At 70.9% G+C, this 17,434-nt stretch carries 15 protein-coding genes; 5 read left to right on the plus strand and 10 right to left on the minus strand.

Annotated elements, in window-relative coordinates:
• Positions 1–57 precede the first annotated feature (57 nt).
• The 5 genes from glpX to ABZV40_RS24765 form a co-directional block, all read right to left on the minus strand.
• A complete protein-coding gene (gene glpX, locus ABZV40_RS24745) occupies positions 58–1,098 on the minus strand; it encodes a class II fructose-bisphosphatase (protein WP_090099826.1) in 1,041 nt (346 codons plus the stop codon).
• A gap of 67 nt (positions 1,099–1,165) precedes the next feature.
• Entirely contained in the window at positions 1,166–1,381 is a 216-nt protein-coding gene (locus tag ABZV40_RS24750; RefSeq protein WP_112228817.1) for an exodeoxyribonuclease VII small subunit, read from the minus strand.
• On the minus strand, positions 1,378–1,722 hold the full coding sequence (locus ABZV40_RS24755) for a sugar ABC transporter substrate-binding protein (protein WP_355445885.1): 345 nt from the start codon (positions 1,720–1,722) through the stop codon (positions 1,378–1,380). Before ABZV40_RS24755 ends, ABZV40_RS24750 begins: the two co-directional genes overlap by 4 nt.
• A complete protein-coding gene (gene xseA, locus ABZV40_RS24760; protein ID WP_355445888.1) occupies positions 1,712–2,962 on the minus strand; it encodes an exodeoxyribonuclease VII large subunit in 1,251 nt (416 codons plus the stop codon). Before xseA ends, ABZV40_RS24755 begins: the two co-directional genes overlap by 11 nt.
• A complete protein-coding gene (locus ABZV40_RS24765) occupies positions 2,959–3,450 on the minus strand; it encodes a lipid droplet-associated protein (RefSeq protein WP_355445891.1) in 492 nt (163 codons plus the stop codon). The genes xseA and ABZV40_RS24765 overlap by 4 nt, the downstream gene beginning before the upstream one ends.
• A 64-nt stretch (positions 3,451–3,514) precedes the next feature.
• Here ABZV40_RS24765 and ABZV40_RS24770 point away from each other — a divergent pair, with 64 nt between their 5' ends.
• Positions 3,515–4,459, plus strand: a complete 945-nt coding sequence (locus ABZV40_RS24770; protein ID WP_355445894.1) for a 4-hydroxy-3-methylbut-2-enyl diphosphate reductase — start codon at positions 3,515–3,517, stop codon at positions 4,457–4,459.
• Here ABZV40_RS24770 and ABZV40_RS24775 read toward each other — a convergent pair.
• The 3 genes from ABZV40_RS24775 to ABZV40_RS24785 all read right to left on the minus strand — a co-directional run bounded on the left by ABZV40_RS24775 (position 4,456) and on the right by ABZV40_RS24785 (position 9,626).
• Positions 4,456–7,815, minus strand: coding sequence for a WD40 repeat domain-containing protein (locus ABZV40_RS24775; RefSeq protein ID WP_355445896.1), 3,360 nt, complete (start codon positions 7,813–7,815; stop codon positions 4,456–4,458). The two genes, ABZV40_RS24770 and ABZV40_RS24775, sit on opposite strands and share 4 nt — an antisense overlap.
• Positions 7,816–7,905: 90 nt before the next feature.
• A complete protein-coding gene (locus tag ABZV40_RS24780; protein ID WP_355445899.1) occupies positions 7,906–8,625 on the minus strand; it encodes a DUF6542 domain-containing protein in 720 nt (239 codons plus the stop codon).
• Positions 8,626–8,714: 89 nt separating this feature from the next.
• Positions 8,715–9,626, minus strand: a complete 912-nt coding sequence (locus tag ABZV40_RS24785; RefSeq protein WP_355445902.1) for a DNA recombination protein RmuC — start codon at positions 9,624–9,626, stop codon at positions 8,715–8,717.
• A 99-nt stretch (positions 9,627–9,725) separates the two neighbouring features.
• Here ABZV40_RS24785 and ABZV40_RS24790 point away from each other — a divergent pair, with 99 nt between their 5' ends.
• The 3 genes from ABZV40_RS24790 to ABZV40_RS24800 all read left to right on the plus strand — a co-directional run bounded on the left by ABZV40_RS24790 (position 9,726) and on the right by ABZV40_RS24800 (position 14,428).
• Positions 9,726–10,865 carry an exonuclease SbcCD subunit D gene (locus ABZV40_RS24790; RefSeq protein ID WP_355445905.1) on the plus strand — a complete coding sequence of 380 codons (1,140 nt, stop codon included), beginning with the start codon at positions 9,726–9,728 and terminating at the stop codon, positions 10,863–10,865.
• Positions 10,862–13,738 (plus strand): SMC family ATPase, encoded by a 2,877-nt coding sequence (locus ABZV40_RS24795; RefSeq protein WP_355445908.1) that lies wholly within the window; start codon positions 10,862–10,864, stop codon positions 13,736–13,738. Before ABZV40_RS24790 ends, ABZV40_RS24795 begins: the two co-directional genes overlap by 4 nt.
• Positions 13,739–13,936: 198 nt before the next feature.
• Positions 13,937–14,428, plus strand: coding sequence for a hypothetical protein (locus ABZV40_RS24800; protein WP_355445911.1), 492 nt, complete (start codon positions 13,937–13,939; stop codon positions 14,426–14,428).
• Here ABZV40_RS24800 and ABZV40_RS24805 read toward each other — a convergent pair.
• Both ABZV40_RS24805 and ABZV40_RS24810 read right to left on the minus strand, forming a co-directional pair.
• On the minus strand, positions 14,425–14,922 hold the full coding sequence (locus ABZV40_RS24805; RefSeq protein ID WP_355445914.1) for a methylated-DNA--[protein]-cysteine S-methyltransferase: 498 nt from the start codon (positions 14,920–14,922) through the stop codon (positions 14,425–14,427). The genes ABZV40_RS24800 and ABZV40_RS24805 overlap by 4 nt on opposite strands.
• Positions 14,919–16,205: an AlkA N-terminal domain-containing protein gene (locus ABZV40_RS24810; RefSeq protein ID WP_355445917.1), complete on the minus strand. Its 1,287-nt coding sequence runs from the start codon at positions 16,203–16,205 to the stop codon at positions 14,919–14,921. The genes ABZV40_RS24805 and ABZV40_RS24810 overlap by 4 nt, the downstream gene beginning before the upstream one ends.
• An 80-nt stretch (positions 16,206–16,285) precedes the next feature.
• Here ABZV40_RS24810 and ychF point away from each other — a divergent pair, with 80 nt between their 5' ends.
• Positions 16,286–17,365, plus strand: a complete 1,080-nt coding sequence (gene ychF / locus ABZV40_RS24815) for a redox-regulated ATPase YchF (RefSeq protein ID WP_355445920.1) — start codon at positions 16,286–16,288, stop codon at positions 17,363–17,365.
• Positions 17,366–17,434 lie beyond the last annotated feature (69 nt).

Below are 17,434 nucleotides of genomic sequence, written 5' to 3' on the forward strand. Positions count from 1 at the left end.
AAAGGAACATCGTGACTAGGGTCACTCGTCTGGTCACGGAGCGTTCACAGTTGCCCCTCAGGGCAGGGGCTGCTGCACGTCCTCGGGCAGGTCGAAGTCCACGGAGGCGTATTCGCGCAGCTTGTGCAGGCTGTGGAAGCCGTCGATCATGCGCACGGTGCCGGACTTGGACCGCATGACGATGGACTGCGTGGTGCAGCCACCCGCCCGGTAGTGCACACCGCGCAGAAGGTCTCCGTCGGTCACACCCGTGGCGCAGAAGAAGACGTTGTCGCCGGAGACGAGGTCGTTCGTCGTCAGCACGCGGGACAGGTCGTGGCCCGCGCCGATCGCCTTCTCGCGCTCCTCGTCGTCCTTGGGCCACAACCGGCCCTGGATCGCGCCGCCGACGCACTTCAGCGCCGCCGCCGCGATGATGCCCTCCGGCGTGCCGCCGATGCCCACCAGCATGTCCACGCCCGACGTGGGCCGTGCCGCGGAGATCGCGCCCGCCACGTCGCCGTCGGAGATGAAGTGGATGCGCGCGCCGGCCTGCCGCACCTCCTGCACGATCTTCTCGTGCCGCGGCCGGTCCAGGATGCACACGTTCACGTCGGAGACGTCGCTGTGCTTGGCCTTCGCCACCCGGCGGATGTTCTCCGCGAGCGGGGCGGTGATGTCGATGACGTCGGCCGCCTCCGGGCCCACCGCGAGCTTCTCCATGTAGAACACGGCGGACGGGTCGAACATCGCGCCGCGTTCGGCCACGGCCAGCACGGCCAGCGCGTTCGGCATGCCCTTCGACATCAGCGTGGTGCCGTCGATCGGGTCGACCGCGACGTCGCACTCGGGGCCCTCGCCGTTGCCGACCTCCTCGCCGTTGAACAGCATGGGCGCCTCGTCCTTCTCGCCCTCGCCGATCACCACGACACCGCGCATCGAGACGGTGTGGATCAGCTTGCGCATCGCGTCGACCGCGGCGCCGTCACCGCCGTTCTTGTCGCCGCGGCCCACCCACCGGCCGGCGGCCATAGCCGCCGCCTCGGTGACGCGCACGAGCTCCAACGCCAGGTTCCGGTCCGGGGCTTCGCGACGTCGTTCCGCGGGGGTGTTCACCATTGCGCGCCTCCATGCGACTACTCAGCGTGCCGGGTTCGTGATCGGCAAACTGAATCCTTGCACGGGATCAGCCCTCGGAAACGTCCTCCTCGACCACAGCGAGAGCTGCATCGATTCGCTCGCGCGCACCGGCGAGATGCTGCTCACACGTCTTGGCGAGCGCCTCACCGCGTTCCCACAGGGCCAGTGAGTCCTCCAGCGACAGGCCACCGGCCTCCAGCTTGCGGACCACCTCGACCAGCTCGTCACGGGCGGCTTCGTAACCGAGTGTTTCCGAACTCACGCGGACTGGCTCCTCAGACGGCTCAGCACGGTCGCGACGGCCAGGTCGTAGCCGACCAGCGCCTCCGCGAACTCCTCGCCGTCACCCTCTCGCACCGCCTCGTCGATGAGCGCCTCGGCCTCCGCGACACGCCGGTACTGGACCGTGCCCGCGGTGGCCTCGCTCAGGTCGTGCAACGTCAGGATCAGCGTGCGGCGGCTCGTGCTGTCGCAGTCGCCCACCAGCGCCGTCCAGCAGTCCGCCGCGGCCTTGTTCGCCGCCTCCGCCTTGGTGCGCAGCCCTGAACCGCAGGACCCGGCCGCCTCCATGGTCAGGGGCAGGAACACGGCATCACGCATCATCGGTACCTCCCCCTTCCGTTCCGGCATCCGAACTGGTCACGAGTGCTCGCACTGCTCCGTCAACGACGCGTACCCGCAGCTGTGTTCCGCTCGGCGCGTCCGTCACAGAACGCAACACGCCGTCGGGCCCGTCGGGTGTGACGAGTTGCACAACGGCGTATCCGCGGGCCAGCGTGGCGGCTGGTCCGAGGGTCGTCAAGCGGGCTTTCGTCCCCGACAGGTGGACGTCTTCCCGATCGAGACGTTGCGTGACGGCTCTGCGGCCCTGGTCGCGAAAACGTTTCACTTCCTCGGCTCGCCGTTCCAACGGACCGTACGGGTCCGAAAGCACTGGTCGGGAGCGCAAAGCGTCGAGCAGTTCGCGTTCGCGATCGACCCAGCCGTGCAACGCGCGCCGGCCGCGGTCGCGCATCTGGCGAACGCGTTCACTCTCCTCAGCGACATCCGGAACCACCCGTTTGCCTGCGTCGGTCGGCGTCGAACAACGCACGTCAGCGACGTGGTCCAGCAGCGGGGTGTCCGGTTCGTGCCCGATCGCCGACAGCACCGGCGTGCGGCACCGGGAGACCGCGCGGCACAGCGCCTCGTCGGAGAACGGCAGCAGGTCCTCCACGCTGCCGCCGCCGCGGGCGATGATGATCACGTCGCACTCGGGATCACGTTCCAAAGTGGACAGCGCGGTCATCACCTGGGTGACCGCCGTCGGACCCTGCACGGCGACGTTGATGACGCGGAAGTGCGCTGCGGGCCAACGGTTCCGCGCGTTCGTGAGCACGTCCCGCTCCGCCGCGGAGGCGCGGCCGGTGATGAGACCGATCTTGTTCGGCAGGAACGGCGGACGGCGCTTGCGGCGCGGGTCGAACAGGCCCTCGGCGTGCAGCAGCTTGCGCAACCGCTCGATGCGCGCGAGCAGCTCGCCGATGCCGACCGCGCGGATCTCGTCCGCGCGCAACGACAGCGTGCCCCGGTTCGGGTAGAAGCTGATCTTGCCGTGCACGATCACGCGGCTGCCCTCGGTGAGCTGCAGCTCGCGGATCATCCCGGCGTTGCAGGTGATCGACATGGACATGTCGACGCTGGGGTCGCGCAGCGTCAGGAACGCCGTGGAGCTGCGCGCGTTGAGCTGCGTGACCTGGCCCTCGACCCAGACCTCACCGAGCCGGTTGATCCAGTCGAGCAGCTTGCGGGCGACCGTCCGCACCGGCCACGGGTTCTCCGGCGTGGATTTTGCCTCACTCACTGAGCTTTGACCGTGGCGATCCGGCGGTTGAGCATCCCGACGAACTCAGGCCGCGACTCGTGCGCCGTCTCGTAGCGCAGCAGCTCTTCCAGCTGTTCGAGGCTCAGGTTGCGCAGCCGCGCGCGCAGCTGGGCGATCGACAGCTCGTCGTAGGACGGCAGGAACTCGGGCACTTCGGCGATCGCCCGCTCCTCCTCTTCCCACGGGTCGTCGGCCGGCAGCTCGGCGGTCGTGGTGACCGGTGTCTCGTCCTCGTCGAAGGTCGCCCACTCCGGCTCCTCCTCCGCGGGCCTCAGTCCGGAGAGGACGTCGTCTCCTTTGATGGCGAGTTCGGTCACATGCTGCTGCACGCGCATGGACAACTGCATCGCCTCGCTGACCACCGTGAGGGGAAGTCCGGCGAGCTGCTGCGGCAGCTTGCGCGCCTGTTCGAGGGCGGTCACCGCGAGTCCAGCGGCGACGCGGACACCCAATGGCAGTGGCTTCATGACCACTAGCCTGCCGCAACCGCGTCTGGAATGCCTAGGAACTGCGCCTGGGTACCCTTGAGGCATGCCCAAGCGAGTCCTGTTGGCGAAGCCGCGTGGTTACTGCGCGGGCGTTGATCGTGCCGTGGAGACGGTCGAGCGCGCCCTCGAGCAGTACGGCGCACCCGTCTACGTGCGCAAGGAGATCGTCCACAACAAGTACGTCGTGGAGACCCTGTCCGACCGCGGTGCCATCTTCGTCAACGAGACCGACGAGGTTCCTGAGGGCGCACTCGTGGTGTTCTCAGCGCACGGCGTGTCGCCCGCCGTCCACGAGGAGGCCGCGCAGCGCTCGTTGCGCACCATCGACGCCACGTGCCCGTTGGTGACGAAGGTGCACAAGGAAGCCGTGCGGTTCGCCAAGGAGGACTACGACATCCTCCTGATCGGCCACGAGGGCCACGAGGAGGTCGAGGGCACCGCCGGTGAGGCCCCCGACCACGTGCAGCTCGTCGACACCGCCGAGGACGCGGCCCGCGTCGAGGTCCGCGACCCGTCGAAGGTCATCTGGCTGTCGCAGACCACGCTGTCGGTCGACGAGACCATGGTGCGGGTCCGGCAGCTCAAGGACCGCTTCCCGGAGATGCAGGACCCGCCGTCCGACGACATCTGCTACGCCACCTCGAACCGCCAGACCGCGGTGAAGACGATGGCGCCGTCGTGCGACCTGGTGCTCGTCGTGGGCTCCAAGAACTCCTCCAACTCGGTCCGGCTGGTCGAGGTCGCGCTGCAGCACGGAGCGAAGGCCGCGTACCTGATCGACTACGCCAAGGAGGTAGACCTGGCGTGGCTCGACGGCGTCGAGACCGTCGGCGTCACGTCGGGCGCGTCGGTGCCCGACATCCTGGTGATGGAGCTGCTGAAGTTCCTCGAGTCGCACGGCTACGGCGACGTCGAGGAGATCACCACGGCCAACGAGAAGATCGCCTTCGCGCTGCCGCGCGAGCTCCGCAAGGACCTGGTCCGCTAACCGAGCGTGCGCAGGGCCTGGTCCACGTCCAGGCCCCACACCACCATGCCATCGGGGCCGGCGGTCACCACCGTGCCGCCGTCCTTGCCCCACGCCACGTGCGTGACGCCTCGGCTATGCCCGCGCAACGTCGCCCACGTCGTCCGCTCGCGCACGTCCCACACGATCACCGTGCGGTCCTTGCTGCCGCTCACGAGCCGGTTGCCGTCCGGGCTGAACTGCAGCGCGGTGACCGCCTCCGCGTGCCCGCGCAGCTCGCCCAGCTTCTGCCACGTCCTGGTGTCCCAGAGGGCGATCAGGCCGTCGTCGCCGCCGGTCGCGAGGAACTTGCGGCCGGGGGAGAGCGCGAGCACCCGCACGGCTGCGGAGTGGGTGTGCGGCAGTGTGCGCGTGTTCAGGCCGTCTTCGTGCACCTGCACCTCGCCGTCGCCGCGCGCGAGCACGACCTCCTGGTCGCGCCGGCCGAACGAGACCGCCGTGCGCGGGCCGCTCGCGTCGCCCCCGAGGTACGTCGGCTCGGCCGCGCCCTTGAGCGACCAGACGGCGTCGGGTGCGCCCGCGTTCACGACGGCGATGTGCTGCTCGCCGAACGCGACCGCCGACTGCGACGTCAACGACATCCTTTCCGGCTCGACGACCGGCTTCCCCGTGGTCACGTCGCGCACCGCGAACGGCCGGCTCGTCGCGACCAGCTCGCCGTCCGGGCTGAACCGGCCGGCGTCGGGCTGTTCGGCTCCGGTCTCGACGCGCTGCCGCGTGCGCAGGGTGGCGTCGCGGCGTTCGATCACGCCCATCTCGTCGAGGGTGACCACCGAGCCGCCACCGTCCATCGCGAGTGCCTGGACCGTGTAGCCGACTCGGGTCGGCAGGCTGCCCGGCGGCCAGAACCGCAGGGCGCGCGGGGTGAGCACGGCCAGCGTGCCGTCCGGGGTGAGCTCCGCGCCGCGGGTGGGCTCGTTGACCGTGAGCGTCGTGATGACCGCGTTGCGCGTCAGGTCCCACAGGTGCACACGACCGTCCTCACCCGCGGAGATGAGCACCGTGCCGTCGGCGCTGAGCGAGAGGCTCTGGACGAGGCCGGTGTGCGCGGGCGGAGTGGAGACCACCGCACCGGTCGCCAGGTCGCGCACCTGCACCTGGCCCTCGGTGGTGGCGATCACGGCGAGCTTGTCGCCGGGCAGCAGGCGGATCCGGTTGATCTCGCCGGTCCGCACCTGCAGGGTGCCGGCCCGCTCGTGCGTCCGCAGGTCCCACAACGTGGCGGTATCGCCGTACGGCAACGCCAGGAGGTGGTCGGTCAGCGCGAACGAGCGGGTGGCCGGGCCCACCGGCATCGCGAACTGGAGCTTGTGGGTGGACACGTCCCAGACATCGCCACCTACGACGAGAGAGTGGCCGTCTGGCGTGAAGGCGAGACCGCCGGACACGCCGCGATCCTGGAGCACGACCGCTTCGGTCCCGGGGCGGCCTGTCCAGAGGACGATCCGGCCGTTCTGCATGACCACCGCGATCGTACGGCCGTCCGGTGCGACGTCCCAGGAGAACACGTAGTCGTCCGGGCCGGACCACCACTTCGCCTTCGGTGACAGGGTGGCCGCGTCGTACTGCATCAGCCCGTCAGGCCCCATCAGGTTGACGGTGTCCTTGCCCATCCTGACGCTCCACGCGCCGTTGTGGTCGATCTTGCGTCCGCGTGCGGCCGCCGCCGCGCTCAGCACACGGCTGCGTGCCTCGGTGGTGGGGTAGGTCCGGTAGGCCTCGACCGCCTTGCGGGCGGACTGCAGGGGATCGCTGACGGACAGCGCGTCCGAGACCGACGCGAGCTGCTGCGACTGCGTGATGAGGCTGAGCCGCTCGACCTCGCGCCGCTGCTGCACGGCGACCACCGCCGTGGCCGTGGTGGCCACCAGCAGGGCCGACAGTCCGGCCGCGATCCAGCGGAGGCGGCGGGAGCGGCCGCGTCGCAGGGCCTTGGAGGCGTCGATGAACTCGCGTTCGGTGCCGGTCAGCTCCGGCCTGGCGCGGGTGATCCACTCGGTGGTCTCGGCGAGCCGGGTGGACCGGTAGAGCGAGCCGGTGTCGTGTCCCAGCTCCACCCACGTCCTGGCGGCGTCGGTGAGCCTGCGGTGCGTTCTGAGGCCCTCGCGGTCCTCGTCCAGCCAGGCCCGCAGCCGCGGCCACGCCTGGAACAGCGCCTCGTGGGTCACCTCGACGGTGTGCTCGCCGACGGCGATCAACCTGGTCTCCGCGAGGACGTTCAGCACCTCCTCGCCGACGACCTCCGGGCGCGGGACCGGGCGCTTGGTGCCGTCGGAGCTCAGCCGGAGCAGGAGCTGCTTGGCGAGGTGCTGCTCGGAGTCGTCGAGGCTGGCGAACGCGGCTTCCGCGCTCTGGGCCAGCGCGCCCTGGATGCCGCCCGCGGCCTGGTAGCCGGCGAGCGTGAGCGTGTTGCCGCGCCTGCGGTGCCACGTTTCGAGCAGCGCGTGCGAGACGAGGGGGAGCACACCGCTGCGTCCCGCTGCCTCGGCCACGAGAGTGGTCAACAGGGCCGTTTCGACCGTGCAGCCCATGGCGGCGGCGGGCTGCGTGATGGCACGCCGTAGTTCGTCAGGGGTCATCGTGCCGAGAAGCACCTGTGCGTCGGTGAGAGCGTCGGCGAGTTTCGGGTACTGGGCGCAGTGCGGGTAGAAGTCGGACCTGATCGCGATCACTCGGCGGCAGTCGGCGGAGAGCAGGGCGTCGAGGAACGCCGCGCGCTGCACCTCGTCCTCGCACAGCGTGAAGAGCTCCTCGAACTGGTCGACGACCAGCAGGTCCGGGTTCCGCGCGAGCGCGTCGGCGATGGCGGCGTCGGGGTCGGCGCCGGGCGTGCAGATCGCCGCGTTCGTGAACTTCGCCGCGATACCCGCTCTGAGCAGCGACGACTTGCCCTCGCCCGAGGCGCCGAACACCGCGAGGAACCGCTGGCGTTCGAGCCGGTCGAGCAACGTGTGGGTGAGCGCCTCGCGACCGAAGAACCGGTCGGCGTCCTCGATCGTGAACGGGTTCAGGCCCACGTACGGGGACGGCCCGTCGGCGGCCCTGCTCTGCGCCATGGCTACGGCGAGGTCGTGCCAGCGCCTCTCCCACGCGGCCTCGTCGCCGTGACACGCCCTGACGTAGGCGAGCGTGACGTCGAGGCCGGGCAGCTTCCGGCCGCCCGCCGCGTCGGACAGCGTGCTCGCCGAGAAGTGGGCACGCCGGGACAGCTCCCGGTAGCTCGGTTTCCCCGCGTCGGTGCGCAGTTGTCTCAGGTCTGCGGCGAACAGCAGCAGTGGACTGTCACCTGCGTCCAGTGGACGTTCTCCCCTAGGCATCGCACTCATGCTGGCAGAGTGCGCGCTGGTCAGGGGCTTGTTGTCCGTGATCCGTTGTACGTGGTTCGCCGGGCGACGGCGAACAACCCGCTAGCGGTCCTCGCGCGGTGGCCGCGGCCTGCGCTGACCTGCCGGACGCTCACCGCGGGCGGCACCTTCCGGGCGCGGACGGCGTGCCGGCGCGCCCTCGGGACGCGGCCGACGGGCCGGCGCGCCTTCGGGACGGGGGCGGCGCGGACGCTCCTCCTCCGCGGCCTCCTCACGCGCGGGCTTGCGCGGGGCGGGCTTGCTGCGGGACTTCAGCTCGGCCTTGGCCTCGCGGACCTCGTCCTTGGACGGCCGGTTCGGGTCCTTCTGGATGACGATGCGGATGATGCCGAGCGCGACCGTGACACCGGTCGTGATGGCCATCACCGGGAAGCTGTCGATCAACGGCTTGGCCAGGCCGAGCGCCATGGCGGACATGCCGCCCTTCTGGACGCCGCCGGTGAGCAGCACGAGCGTCGGCACCGTGGCGGCGAGGATCAGCGGCGGCTGAACCATCGGCGCGAACAGGCTGCGGCGCTGGACCAGCAGGATGCCGGCCAGCGCGCCGAGGAAGAACACGGCGTTGAACGTCCAGCCGACCGTCTTGCTGGAGTTGATGTCGATGAACGCGCCGATGAACGCCGGGACCAGCGCGGACAGGATCGCGGCCCACCACGGGATGCCCTTGAACGACCCGAAGATGGCCCGGTAGTTCCACGGAACGGCGTCGTAGTCCTCGATGTCGTCGTCGAAGGCCGCCGAACGGTCGCGCACGTCACTCACGCCGCACACGGTAGCCGTTCCGCCATTAGGTGTTCGTGGGTCCGCTGCTTTCTCACCCAGAAGCAACCTGGCGGCACGCTCCGTGCGTTTTACGCGGACTGCTCGTCCGCCCTTCGGACGAGCGGGAGCGGCGTGGGGGTGGCGGAGGCCTCGGTCAGCGGTTCCACGCTCGCCCGGAAGCCCTCCAGCGCGTCCAGCTCGCGCCGTCGCGCGGAGAGGAAGCGCTGCAGGTGGGTGGTGGAGAGGTTGACGGCCTCGATGGCGGTGTCGGCGGCCCGGTTGGCGCGGCCGGCCTGCAGCCTGACCTGCTCCACGTCGTCGGCCAGCGCCCGTTCCGTGACGGCGAACATCGCGCTCGACGCGATCACGGCGAACCCGGTCGGCCCGCACAGGAAGACGCGGCGGTCGAGCAGCCAGCGCAGCAGTTCGGGATCTGTGTCCAGAGCGGCGACGACGGCGCCGTCGTTGGGCACGAACATGATCGTGCCGTAGATCGCGTCGGCCCAGCGCTGGTAGCCCTTGCCGGCCAGTTCGGCGGCGCGGGAGCGGATGTTGCGGACGTGCACCCGCAGCGCGTCCTGGCGTTCCTGGGGATCGTCCGTTTCGACCGCTTCCGCCCAGCAGGCCATGGACATCTTCGAGTCGACCGGGACCATCCGGCCGCCGCCGACGTTGAGGACCATGTCCGGGCGCACCGCTCCGCCGCCTGCCACGTCCGTCTGGAGCGTGTAGTGGAGGTTTTCCCTCAGGCCGAGTGCGCGCGCTGTTTCGACCAGGACCTGTTCGCCCAGCTCACCACGGCCGCTCACGCTGGAGAACGCCACCTCGTACCGCTGCAGGGCCTGCTGCTGGGCGTCGTAGCGCGCGCGTTCGGCGGTGATGGCCTGGAGCGCCTCGTCGGTGCGGCGGACGCTGTCCTGGTAGAGGCGGTGGACGAACACCAGCGCCCCGGCGCAGACGAGCGCCAGGACGAGCGAGGCGGTGATGATCACTGCGGTCACGGCACCGATGATGCTCCCCCAGAGATGTTGAACTCGATCGGGTGACACGCCGGGAACCCTCCCGGAGTTTTGTCGGACCCCGTCTCTACGGTTGGTGCCATGCGGATCCTGCACACCTCCGACTGGCACGTGGGCCGGACCTTCCACGGCCGCGACCTGCTCGTGGAGCAGGAGTCGGTGCTGAGCGGCCTCGCTGACCTGGTGTCCACCGAGAAGGTCGACGTCGTGGTCATCTCCGGCGACCTCTACGACCGCGCGGTGCCGTCGGCCGACGCGGTGTCGTTGTGCGCGCGGGTGCTGATGCGGATCCGCGCGGCCGGGGCGCGGATCGTGATCACGCCGGGCAACCACGACTCGGCGGCGCGGATCGGGGTGTTCGGCGAGTTCGCGGCGGCGGGCGGGCTGCACCTGCGCACGCAGATCTCGTTGCTGGACAAGCCCGTCGAGCTGGCGGACGAGCACGGGCCCGTCGCGGTGTACGGGATTCCGTTCCTGGAGCCGGAACCGGCGCGGCACGTCCTCGGCGTCGCGGACAAGGGCCACGCGCCCGTGCTGACCGAGGCGATGCGGCGGATTCGCGCTGACCTGGCATCGCGCGGGGCGCGGTCGGTGGTGCTGGCGCACGCGTTCGTGACGGGCGGGGCACCGTCGGAGTCCGAGCGCACCATCGCCGTGGGCGGTGTGCAGGACGTGTCGATGCAGGTGTTCTCCGGCGTCGACTACGTGGCACTGGGGCACCTGCACGGCCCGCAGACGCTGGCGGAGAACCTGCGCTACTCGGGCAGTCCGCTGGCGTACTCGTTCTCCGAGGCGCGGCAGCGCAAGTCGGTGTGGCTGGTGGAGCTGGACGCGGGCGGTCTCGTCGGGGTGGAGCGGCGTGATCTCCCGGTGCCGCGCAAGCTCGCGACGGTGACCGGCACGCTGGCGGATGTGCTGGCAGATCCGGCGCACACCCCGTTGGAAGACCACTTCCTGTCGGTCGTGCTGACCGACCGGGTGCGGCCGATGGACGCGTTGCGGCAGCTCCAGACCAGGTTCGAGCACGCGGTGCACGTGGAGTGGCGGCCGGAGCAGGGCCTGCAGCACGCCATGACGTACGCGGATCGGGTGCGCGGCCGCACCGACGAGGAAGTAGCTTGCTGCTTCGTGTCCGACGCCCGCGGCTCCGAGCCCACCGAGGCCGAGATGTCGTTGCTGCGCGAGGCTTTCTCCGCTGTCGCGAGGGAGCAGGAGCAATGAGGCTGCACCGCCTGGAGCTCACCGCTTTCGGCCCGTACCCGCGGCCGGAGGTCGTCGACTTCGACGAACTCGGCGCCGACGGGCTGTTCCTGCTGCACGGCGACACGGGTGCGGGCAAGACGACGCTGCTGGACGCGGTGGCGTTCGCGCTGTTCGGCCGCGTGCCGGGCGCTCGTGGTGACGTGAAGAAGCTGCGGTGCGAGTACGCCGACCCGGAGGTGCCGACGTCGGTGTCGCTGGAGCTCACCGTGCAGTCGCGGCGGTTCCGGATCGTGCGCTCGCCCGAGTTCGACCGGCCGAAGAAGCGCGGCGGCGGGTTCACCACCCAGCCCGCGAAGTGCTCGCTGACGTGGCTCGAAGGCTGGGACGGCGAGGGCATCACCCGCATCGACGACGTGGCCCGCGCGGTGGAAGACCTGCTGGGCATGTCGTACGAGCAGTTCTTCCAGGTGGTGTTGCTGCCGCAGGGCGAGTTCGCCCGGTTCCTGCGCTCGGACACCGCGGAACGCGAGGTGTTGCTGGAGAAGCTCTTCGGCACCGAGCGGTTCCTCGACGTCGAGAAGTGGTTCCGCGACAAGCGGGTGGTGGCAGGGCGGGTGCTGGAGGAACGCCGGCAGGCCGCCGCCGAGCTGATGCACCGGGTGGCCGAGGCCGCGGGCGAGGAGCCGTCGTTCGAGCCGGGTTGGCTGGAATCGGTGCTGGACAGGCTTTCCGCTGCCGTTCGCGAGGCCGAGGCGTTGTCGGAGGAGACGGCGGGGGTGGCCGACGGCGCGGACGCGCTGCTGGCTCAGGCCCGCGTGCAGGCCGACCAGATCCGCCGCGTCCGCGAGGCCCGCGAGATGCTCGACCGCGTGGAGGCCGCCGACTCGGCTTCCTGGTTCGCCGAGCGGGATGCGGCCCGCCGCGCGATCCCGGTGGTCCCCGCGTACGGGGAGATCGCGAAACTTCAGCAGTCCTACGAGTTCGCGGTCCGGGACGAGGCTCGTGCGGCGGAAGCGTTGGCGCGCTTGGGTTATTCCGGTTCCACGTTGCGCGAGGACGCCGAGCGCCACCGCGAGGAAGCGGGCGGCCTGGCCGAGCTGGCCGCCGAGGCGGAACGCCAGAAGTCCGACGAGCGCAGGCTGTCGGAGCTCAAGCACGCCTCGTACCAGGTGGAACGCCGCCTGCTGGCGTTGAACGCCGAGCTGGAGGTGCTGCCGGAACGCCTCGCGCAGTGCCGCGCCCAGCTGGACGCCGCCGTCGAGGCCTCCGCCCGCCTGGAGTCGTTGAAGACCCGTGCCGACGCGGCCGAGGCCCTGCCCGGCGCCACGCAGGCGTTGGAGCGCACCAAGAACGAGCTGCACCAGGCGATCGACGTCCACCAGAAGGCCAAGGACGTGCTGCAGCAGGTTCGCCACCAGCGCCTGGAGAACATGGCGATCGAGCTGGCGGCGGCCCTGCAGCGCGGCAAGCCGTGCGCGGTCTGCGGTTCTCCGTCGCATCCGGCGCCCGCGCAACCGATGCTGGGCGGCGTCGACGCGGCCGACGAGGAAGAGGCCGCGCGCGAGGAACAGGCCGCGCTGGACCGCCGCAACGAGGCCGAACGCGCCGCCCACGCCGCCGAGCTGCGCATCCAGGCCTGCTGGGAGGCGCTGGGGTCCGAGGAGCCCGCGGCGGCGCTGGCCGAGTACCGCGCGGCCGTGGAGCTGGCCCGCACCCGTTCGCAGCGGCAGACCGAGTTCGTCGGCCTGGAGGCCAAGACCCGAGAGCTGGGCACCGAGAAGGCCGAGGTCGAGCAGGACCTGGTCGGCCTGTGCACCGAGCACGCGTCGCTGGTCGCGGTCGTGGAGGAACGCGGAGCCCGTCTGGACAAGGCGCGCGGTGAGCACGAGGACGTCCTGACCCGCCGCGACCACCTGCTGCGGCTGGCCAAGGCGCTGGTGGAGCTGGACGAGCGCCGCACCGCCCGTGCCAACGCCCTCGCCCGCGTCGAGGAGCAGCAGGCGTCCGTGGCCGCTCTGGCCGCCGAAGCTGGCTTCCCGGACGTGGACACCGCGCTGTCCGCGGCCCGTCCGGCGATCAAGCTGCAGGCCCTGGACGACCGCATCGCCGCCTGGGAACGCGCCCGCGCCACCGCCATGGCCACCCTGGAGGAACTGGCCGAGGTCGACCCGTCCACCGCCGTCGACCTGAACGAGGTGACCGCCGCGGCGTCCTCGGCCCGTGCCGCCGCGTCGGAGGCCCAGACCCGCCTGGCCCGTGCCCGCGCGGCGCTGGACCGGGTCGGTCAGCTGGCGGCCCGGCTGCGTGCCGAGTGGAAGTCGCTGGAGCCCCTGGAGGCTTCGTACGCGGAGCTGGACGCGCTCACCGACGTGATCAACGGCCGCGGCCAGAACTCGAAGAAGATGACGCTGCGCTCGTACGTGCTGGCCGCCCGGCTGGAAGAGGTCGCCGTCGCCGCGTCCGCCCGCCTGCACCGGATGAGCCAGGGCCGCTACAGCTTCGTGCACTCCGACTCGGCCGGCGCCCGCGGCACCCGCGGCGGCCTGAGCCTCGACGTGCTGGACGACTACTCGGGCCGGTCCCGTCCCGCGAAGACGTTGTCCGGCGGCGAGTCGTTCCTGGCCTCGCTGTCGCTCGCGCTCGGGCTGGCCGACGTCGTGGCCAACGAGACCGGCGGCGCGCTGCTGGACACGCTGTTCGTCGACGAGGGCTTCGGCACGCTCGACTCCGACACGCTCGACATCGTGATGAACACGCTCGACGAGCTGCGCGCCGGTGGCCGAGTGGTGGGACTGGTGTCGCACGTGGAGGAACTGCGGCAGCGAATTCCCACCCGGTTGAGGGTCCGCAAGGCGCGCACGGGATCCACGCTGGAGGTGTCACTGGGTTAGTGCGCGGCTGGACGCCGGCGCGGTGTAGCCGGAAATCTTGTCCGCAACCCGTCGTCTGGTGAGGTGGATGAAGGGCGCCTTCCTCCACCTGGTGTGGAGGAAGGCGCCCTTCATCCACCTAGCTGCTCGGCAGGCGGGTTACGGGCTCAGCCGCGACGTCGCACGGCAGCGTTCGGGTCGCGCCATTAGCCTCGGGCTGTGCTGTCCCACGTGGAGATCACCGCGCGCGTCACGGTCACCCCGGCCGCCCACTTCGTGTGGTCGAACCGGCTGGAGTACTCGCACGACTGCTTCGTGTGCCGCCGAGTGGGGCGCGTTGTGCAGCTGCGGCACGGCATGTCGTACGGCCTGTGCGCGACCGACGAGCACCCCGCGCCGATCCGGGTGAGCGCGTTCGACACGACCGACCACGGTGCCGAGCGCGCACTGCGGTGCCGGATCACGTCGTGGTGGGCGCCGTTCGACGACCTGACGAAGCCTGAGGTGCGGGCTTCCGAACTGGCCGCGGAACCGCGGGTGCGGCTGCACTACCGCGTCGGCTGCCACACCTGCCGTGACAACGGGATCGACGACTGGTTGGGCCTCGAAGGCCACCTGGCCTCCGGCACGGGCCCGGTCACGACCCCGTGCCCGCGGTGCGAGACGGAGTTGCTGACAGGGTCCGCGCCGGAGATCACCCTCGTCGGTTAGGCCTCGTGGGCGAGCAGCCAGCGCTTGACGTCCAGGCCCCAGCGGAACCCGCCCAGGTTGCCGCCGACCCGGATCACCCGGTGGCACGGCACGAACAGCGCCGCGGAGTTGCGCGCACAGGCCGAGGCTGCGGCACGGATCGCGGCCGGACGTCCGGCCAGTTCCGCGTACTCGCTGTAGGTGACGGGCTCGCCGGCGCGGACCGTGCGGAGAACGTCCCACGCGTGCTGCAGGAACGGGCCGGACTTCTGCCGCACCTCCACCGAGTCGATCGAGGTCAGGTCGCCTTCGTGGTAGGCGATGACGGCCTTGGTGACGTCGCCCAGGTCGCGCTTGGGCGTGATCTCCGACGGCATCAGGGTCGCGTGGATCTGGGGCGTCAGCAGGGCGATGTCCGCGGTCCAGCCGCTGGCCAGCACCGCTGCGTCCGGCGCGACGATCGCGGTGAACGGCCCCGCCGGGGTGTCCACAGTGGACGTGTGCGCGACGCTCATGATGTTGCTGCCTTCCTCGTCAGGTGTGCTCCCGCGTAGGAGCGCCACGGCCGCCAGTCGGGGCCGTGGGAAGCCAGGGATCGCATGCTCTCGGGGAGCACCAGCACGTCCGGTGCGCCCAGCACCCGCATGGCCACCTCGTCGGCCACTCGTGGGCCGACCAGGGGTGCGAGTTCCGCGGTCAGGTCCTCGAACGAGCGCCCCACGTCCACCGCGAGTCTGCCGGTGGCCAGCGCCTCGGTGACCGGGTGGTCGCCCGCCGAGTAGAGGTGGGTCAACGCGCCGTCCGGGACCTGCAACGGCACGCCGGCGTACGGCGCGACCAGCCGCAGCAGGGTCTCGGCCCCGTCGACGCTGCCCGCCACCCGGATTCCGGGCGTTGCGCGGACCAGCGGGCCGATCACCGGGTCCGCGCCCAGGAACGAGTCCACGGCCACCGGGTCGGCGTCGAGGTCGAGCAGCCGGCGGACCCGGGAGACCGCCGCCCCCAGGTCGCGCATGTCGGCCAGCCGCAGCGAGCACAGGACGTGGTCGGCGGGGAACGTCAGCCGGACCGTCGCCTCGCCGTGGGGCAGCGAGAGCGTCCGCGCGTAGGAGTCGGCGGTCACCTCCTCCACGCCCGGCAGCGCGTTCGCGCGGAAGTGCGCGAGCATCCCGGCCGCGTCGAACGGTGGCCGGTACGGCAGCCGCAGCACGATCCGGCCCGGCGTGCCGACGGGGGCCTTGCCGCGGCCGCGCATGTCGGACGGCGTCGAGGCGAAGACCATGCGGATGGTGTCGTTGAACTGGCGGACCGACGCGAACCCGGCCGCGAACGCGATGTCGGCGAACGGCAGCTCGGTCGTCTCGATGAGCAGCCGGGCGGCGTGCGCGCGGTGGGCGCGGGCCAGAGCCAGCGGCCCGGCGCCCAGCTCGGCGGTCAGGACGCGGGTGAGGTGGCGTTCCGAGTAGCCGAGCTTCGACGCGAGACCGGAGACGCCGTCCCGTTCGACGACGCCGTCGCTGATCAGCCGCATCGCGCGGGCGGCCAGGTCGGCGCGCAGGTTCCACTCGGGCGAGCCCGGCACCGCGTCCGGCAGGCACCGGCGGCAGGCGCGGAACCCGGCCGACTGCGCGGCCGCGGCCGTCAGGAAGAACTGGCTGTTGCGGCGCTTCGGGGTCACCGCGGGGCACGACGGCCGGCAGTAGATGCCGGTCGTGCGGACCGCGTGGATGAAGCACCCGTCGAAACGGGCGTCACGTGCGGCGCACACCCGATACGCGTGCTCTTCGTCAATGACCATGTCAACGATCCTGCCAGCGGGAACGGGCAATGGCTCGCGGGAATCGGACATCACCGTGGCCTGCCGTAGACTCGTCACCCGTGAGTTTGACCCTCGGTATCGTCGGCCTGCCCAACGTCGGCAAGTCCACCCTCTTCAACGCGCTCACGCGCAACGACGTGCTCGCCGCGAACTACCCGTTCGCGACCATCGAGCCGAACGTCGGCGTGGTGCCGTTGCCGGACGCGCGCCTCACCAAGCTCGCCGAGATCTTCGGCTCCGAGCGCGAGGTGCCGGCCGTCGTGTCGTTCGTCGACATCGCGGGCATCGTGAAGGGCGCGTCGGAAGGTGAGGGCCTCGGCAACAAGTTCCTCGCCAACATCCGCGAGGCCAACGCGATCTGCCAGGTCATCCGCGTCTTCGACGACCCGGACGTCGTGCACGTCGACGGCCGCGTGGACCCGGCCTCCGACATGGAGACGATCAACACCGAGCTGATCCTCGCCGACCTCCAGACCCTGGAGAAGGCCATCCCGCGCCTGGAGAAGGAGGCGCGGATGCAGAAGGACCGCCGTCCCGCCCTCGAGGCCGCGCAGAAGGCCAAGGAGATCCTCGACTCCGGTCGCACCCTGTTCGCCGCGCAGTCCGAAGTGGACCACTCGCTGATCCGCGAGCTCTCGCTCCTGACGACGAAGCCGTTCCTCTACGTCTTCAACGCCGACGAGGGCGTGCTGAGCAACGAGACCCGCATGAAGGAGCTGCGCGAGCTCGTGGCCCCGGCCGACGCGGTGTTCCTGGACGCCAAGGTCGAGTCGGAGCTGCTGGAGCTCGACGAGGAGTCGGCGCGCGAGCTGCTGGAGTCGATCGGCCAGCACGAACCGGGCCTGCACTCGCTGGCCCGCGCCGGCTTCCACACCCTCGGCCTGCAGACCTACCTGACCGCGGGCCCGAAGGAAGCGCGCGCCTGGACCATCCCGCGGGGCGCGACGGCCCCGCAGGCCGCGGGCGTCATCCACACGGACTTCGAGAAGGGCTTCATCAAGGCCGAGGTCGTCTCGTTCGAGGACCTGGTCGCGGCGGGGTCGAAGGCCGAGGCGAAGGCGGCGGGCAAGGTCCGCATGGAGGGCAAGGACTACGTGATGGCCGACGGCGACGTGGTGGAGTTCCGCTTCAACGTCTGATGTGCCACCTGTGCGAAGGCCCCTCTGCGTGAGGGGCCTTCGGCGTGTTCAGGACTTGGACGCGTACCT

It is taken from the genome of Lentzea sp. NPDC004782, from assembly GCF_040609115.1.
Lineage (GTDB): Bacteria > Actinomycetota > Actinomycetes > Mycobacteriales > Pseudonocardiaceae > Lentzea.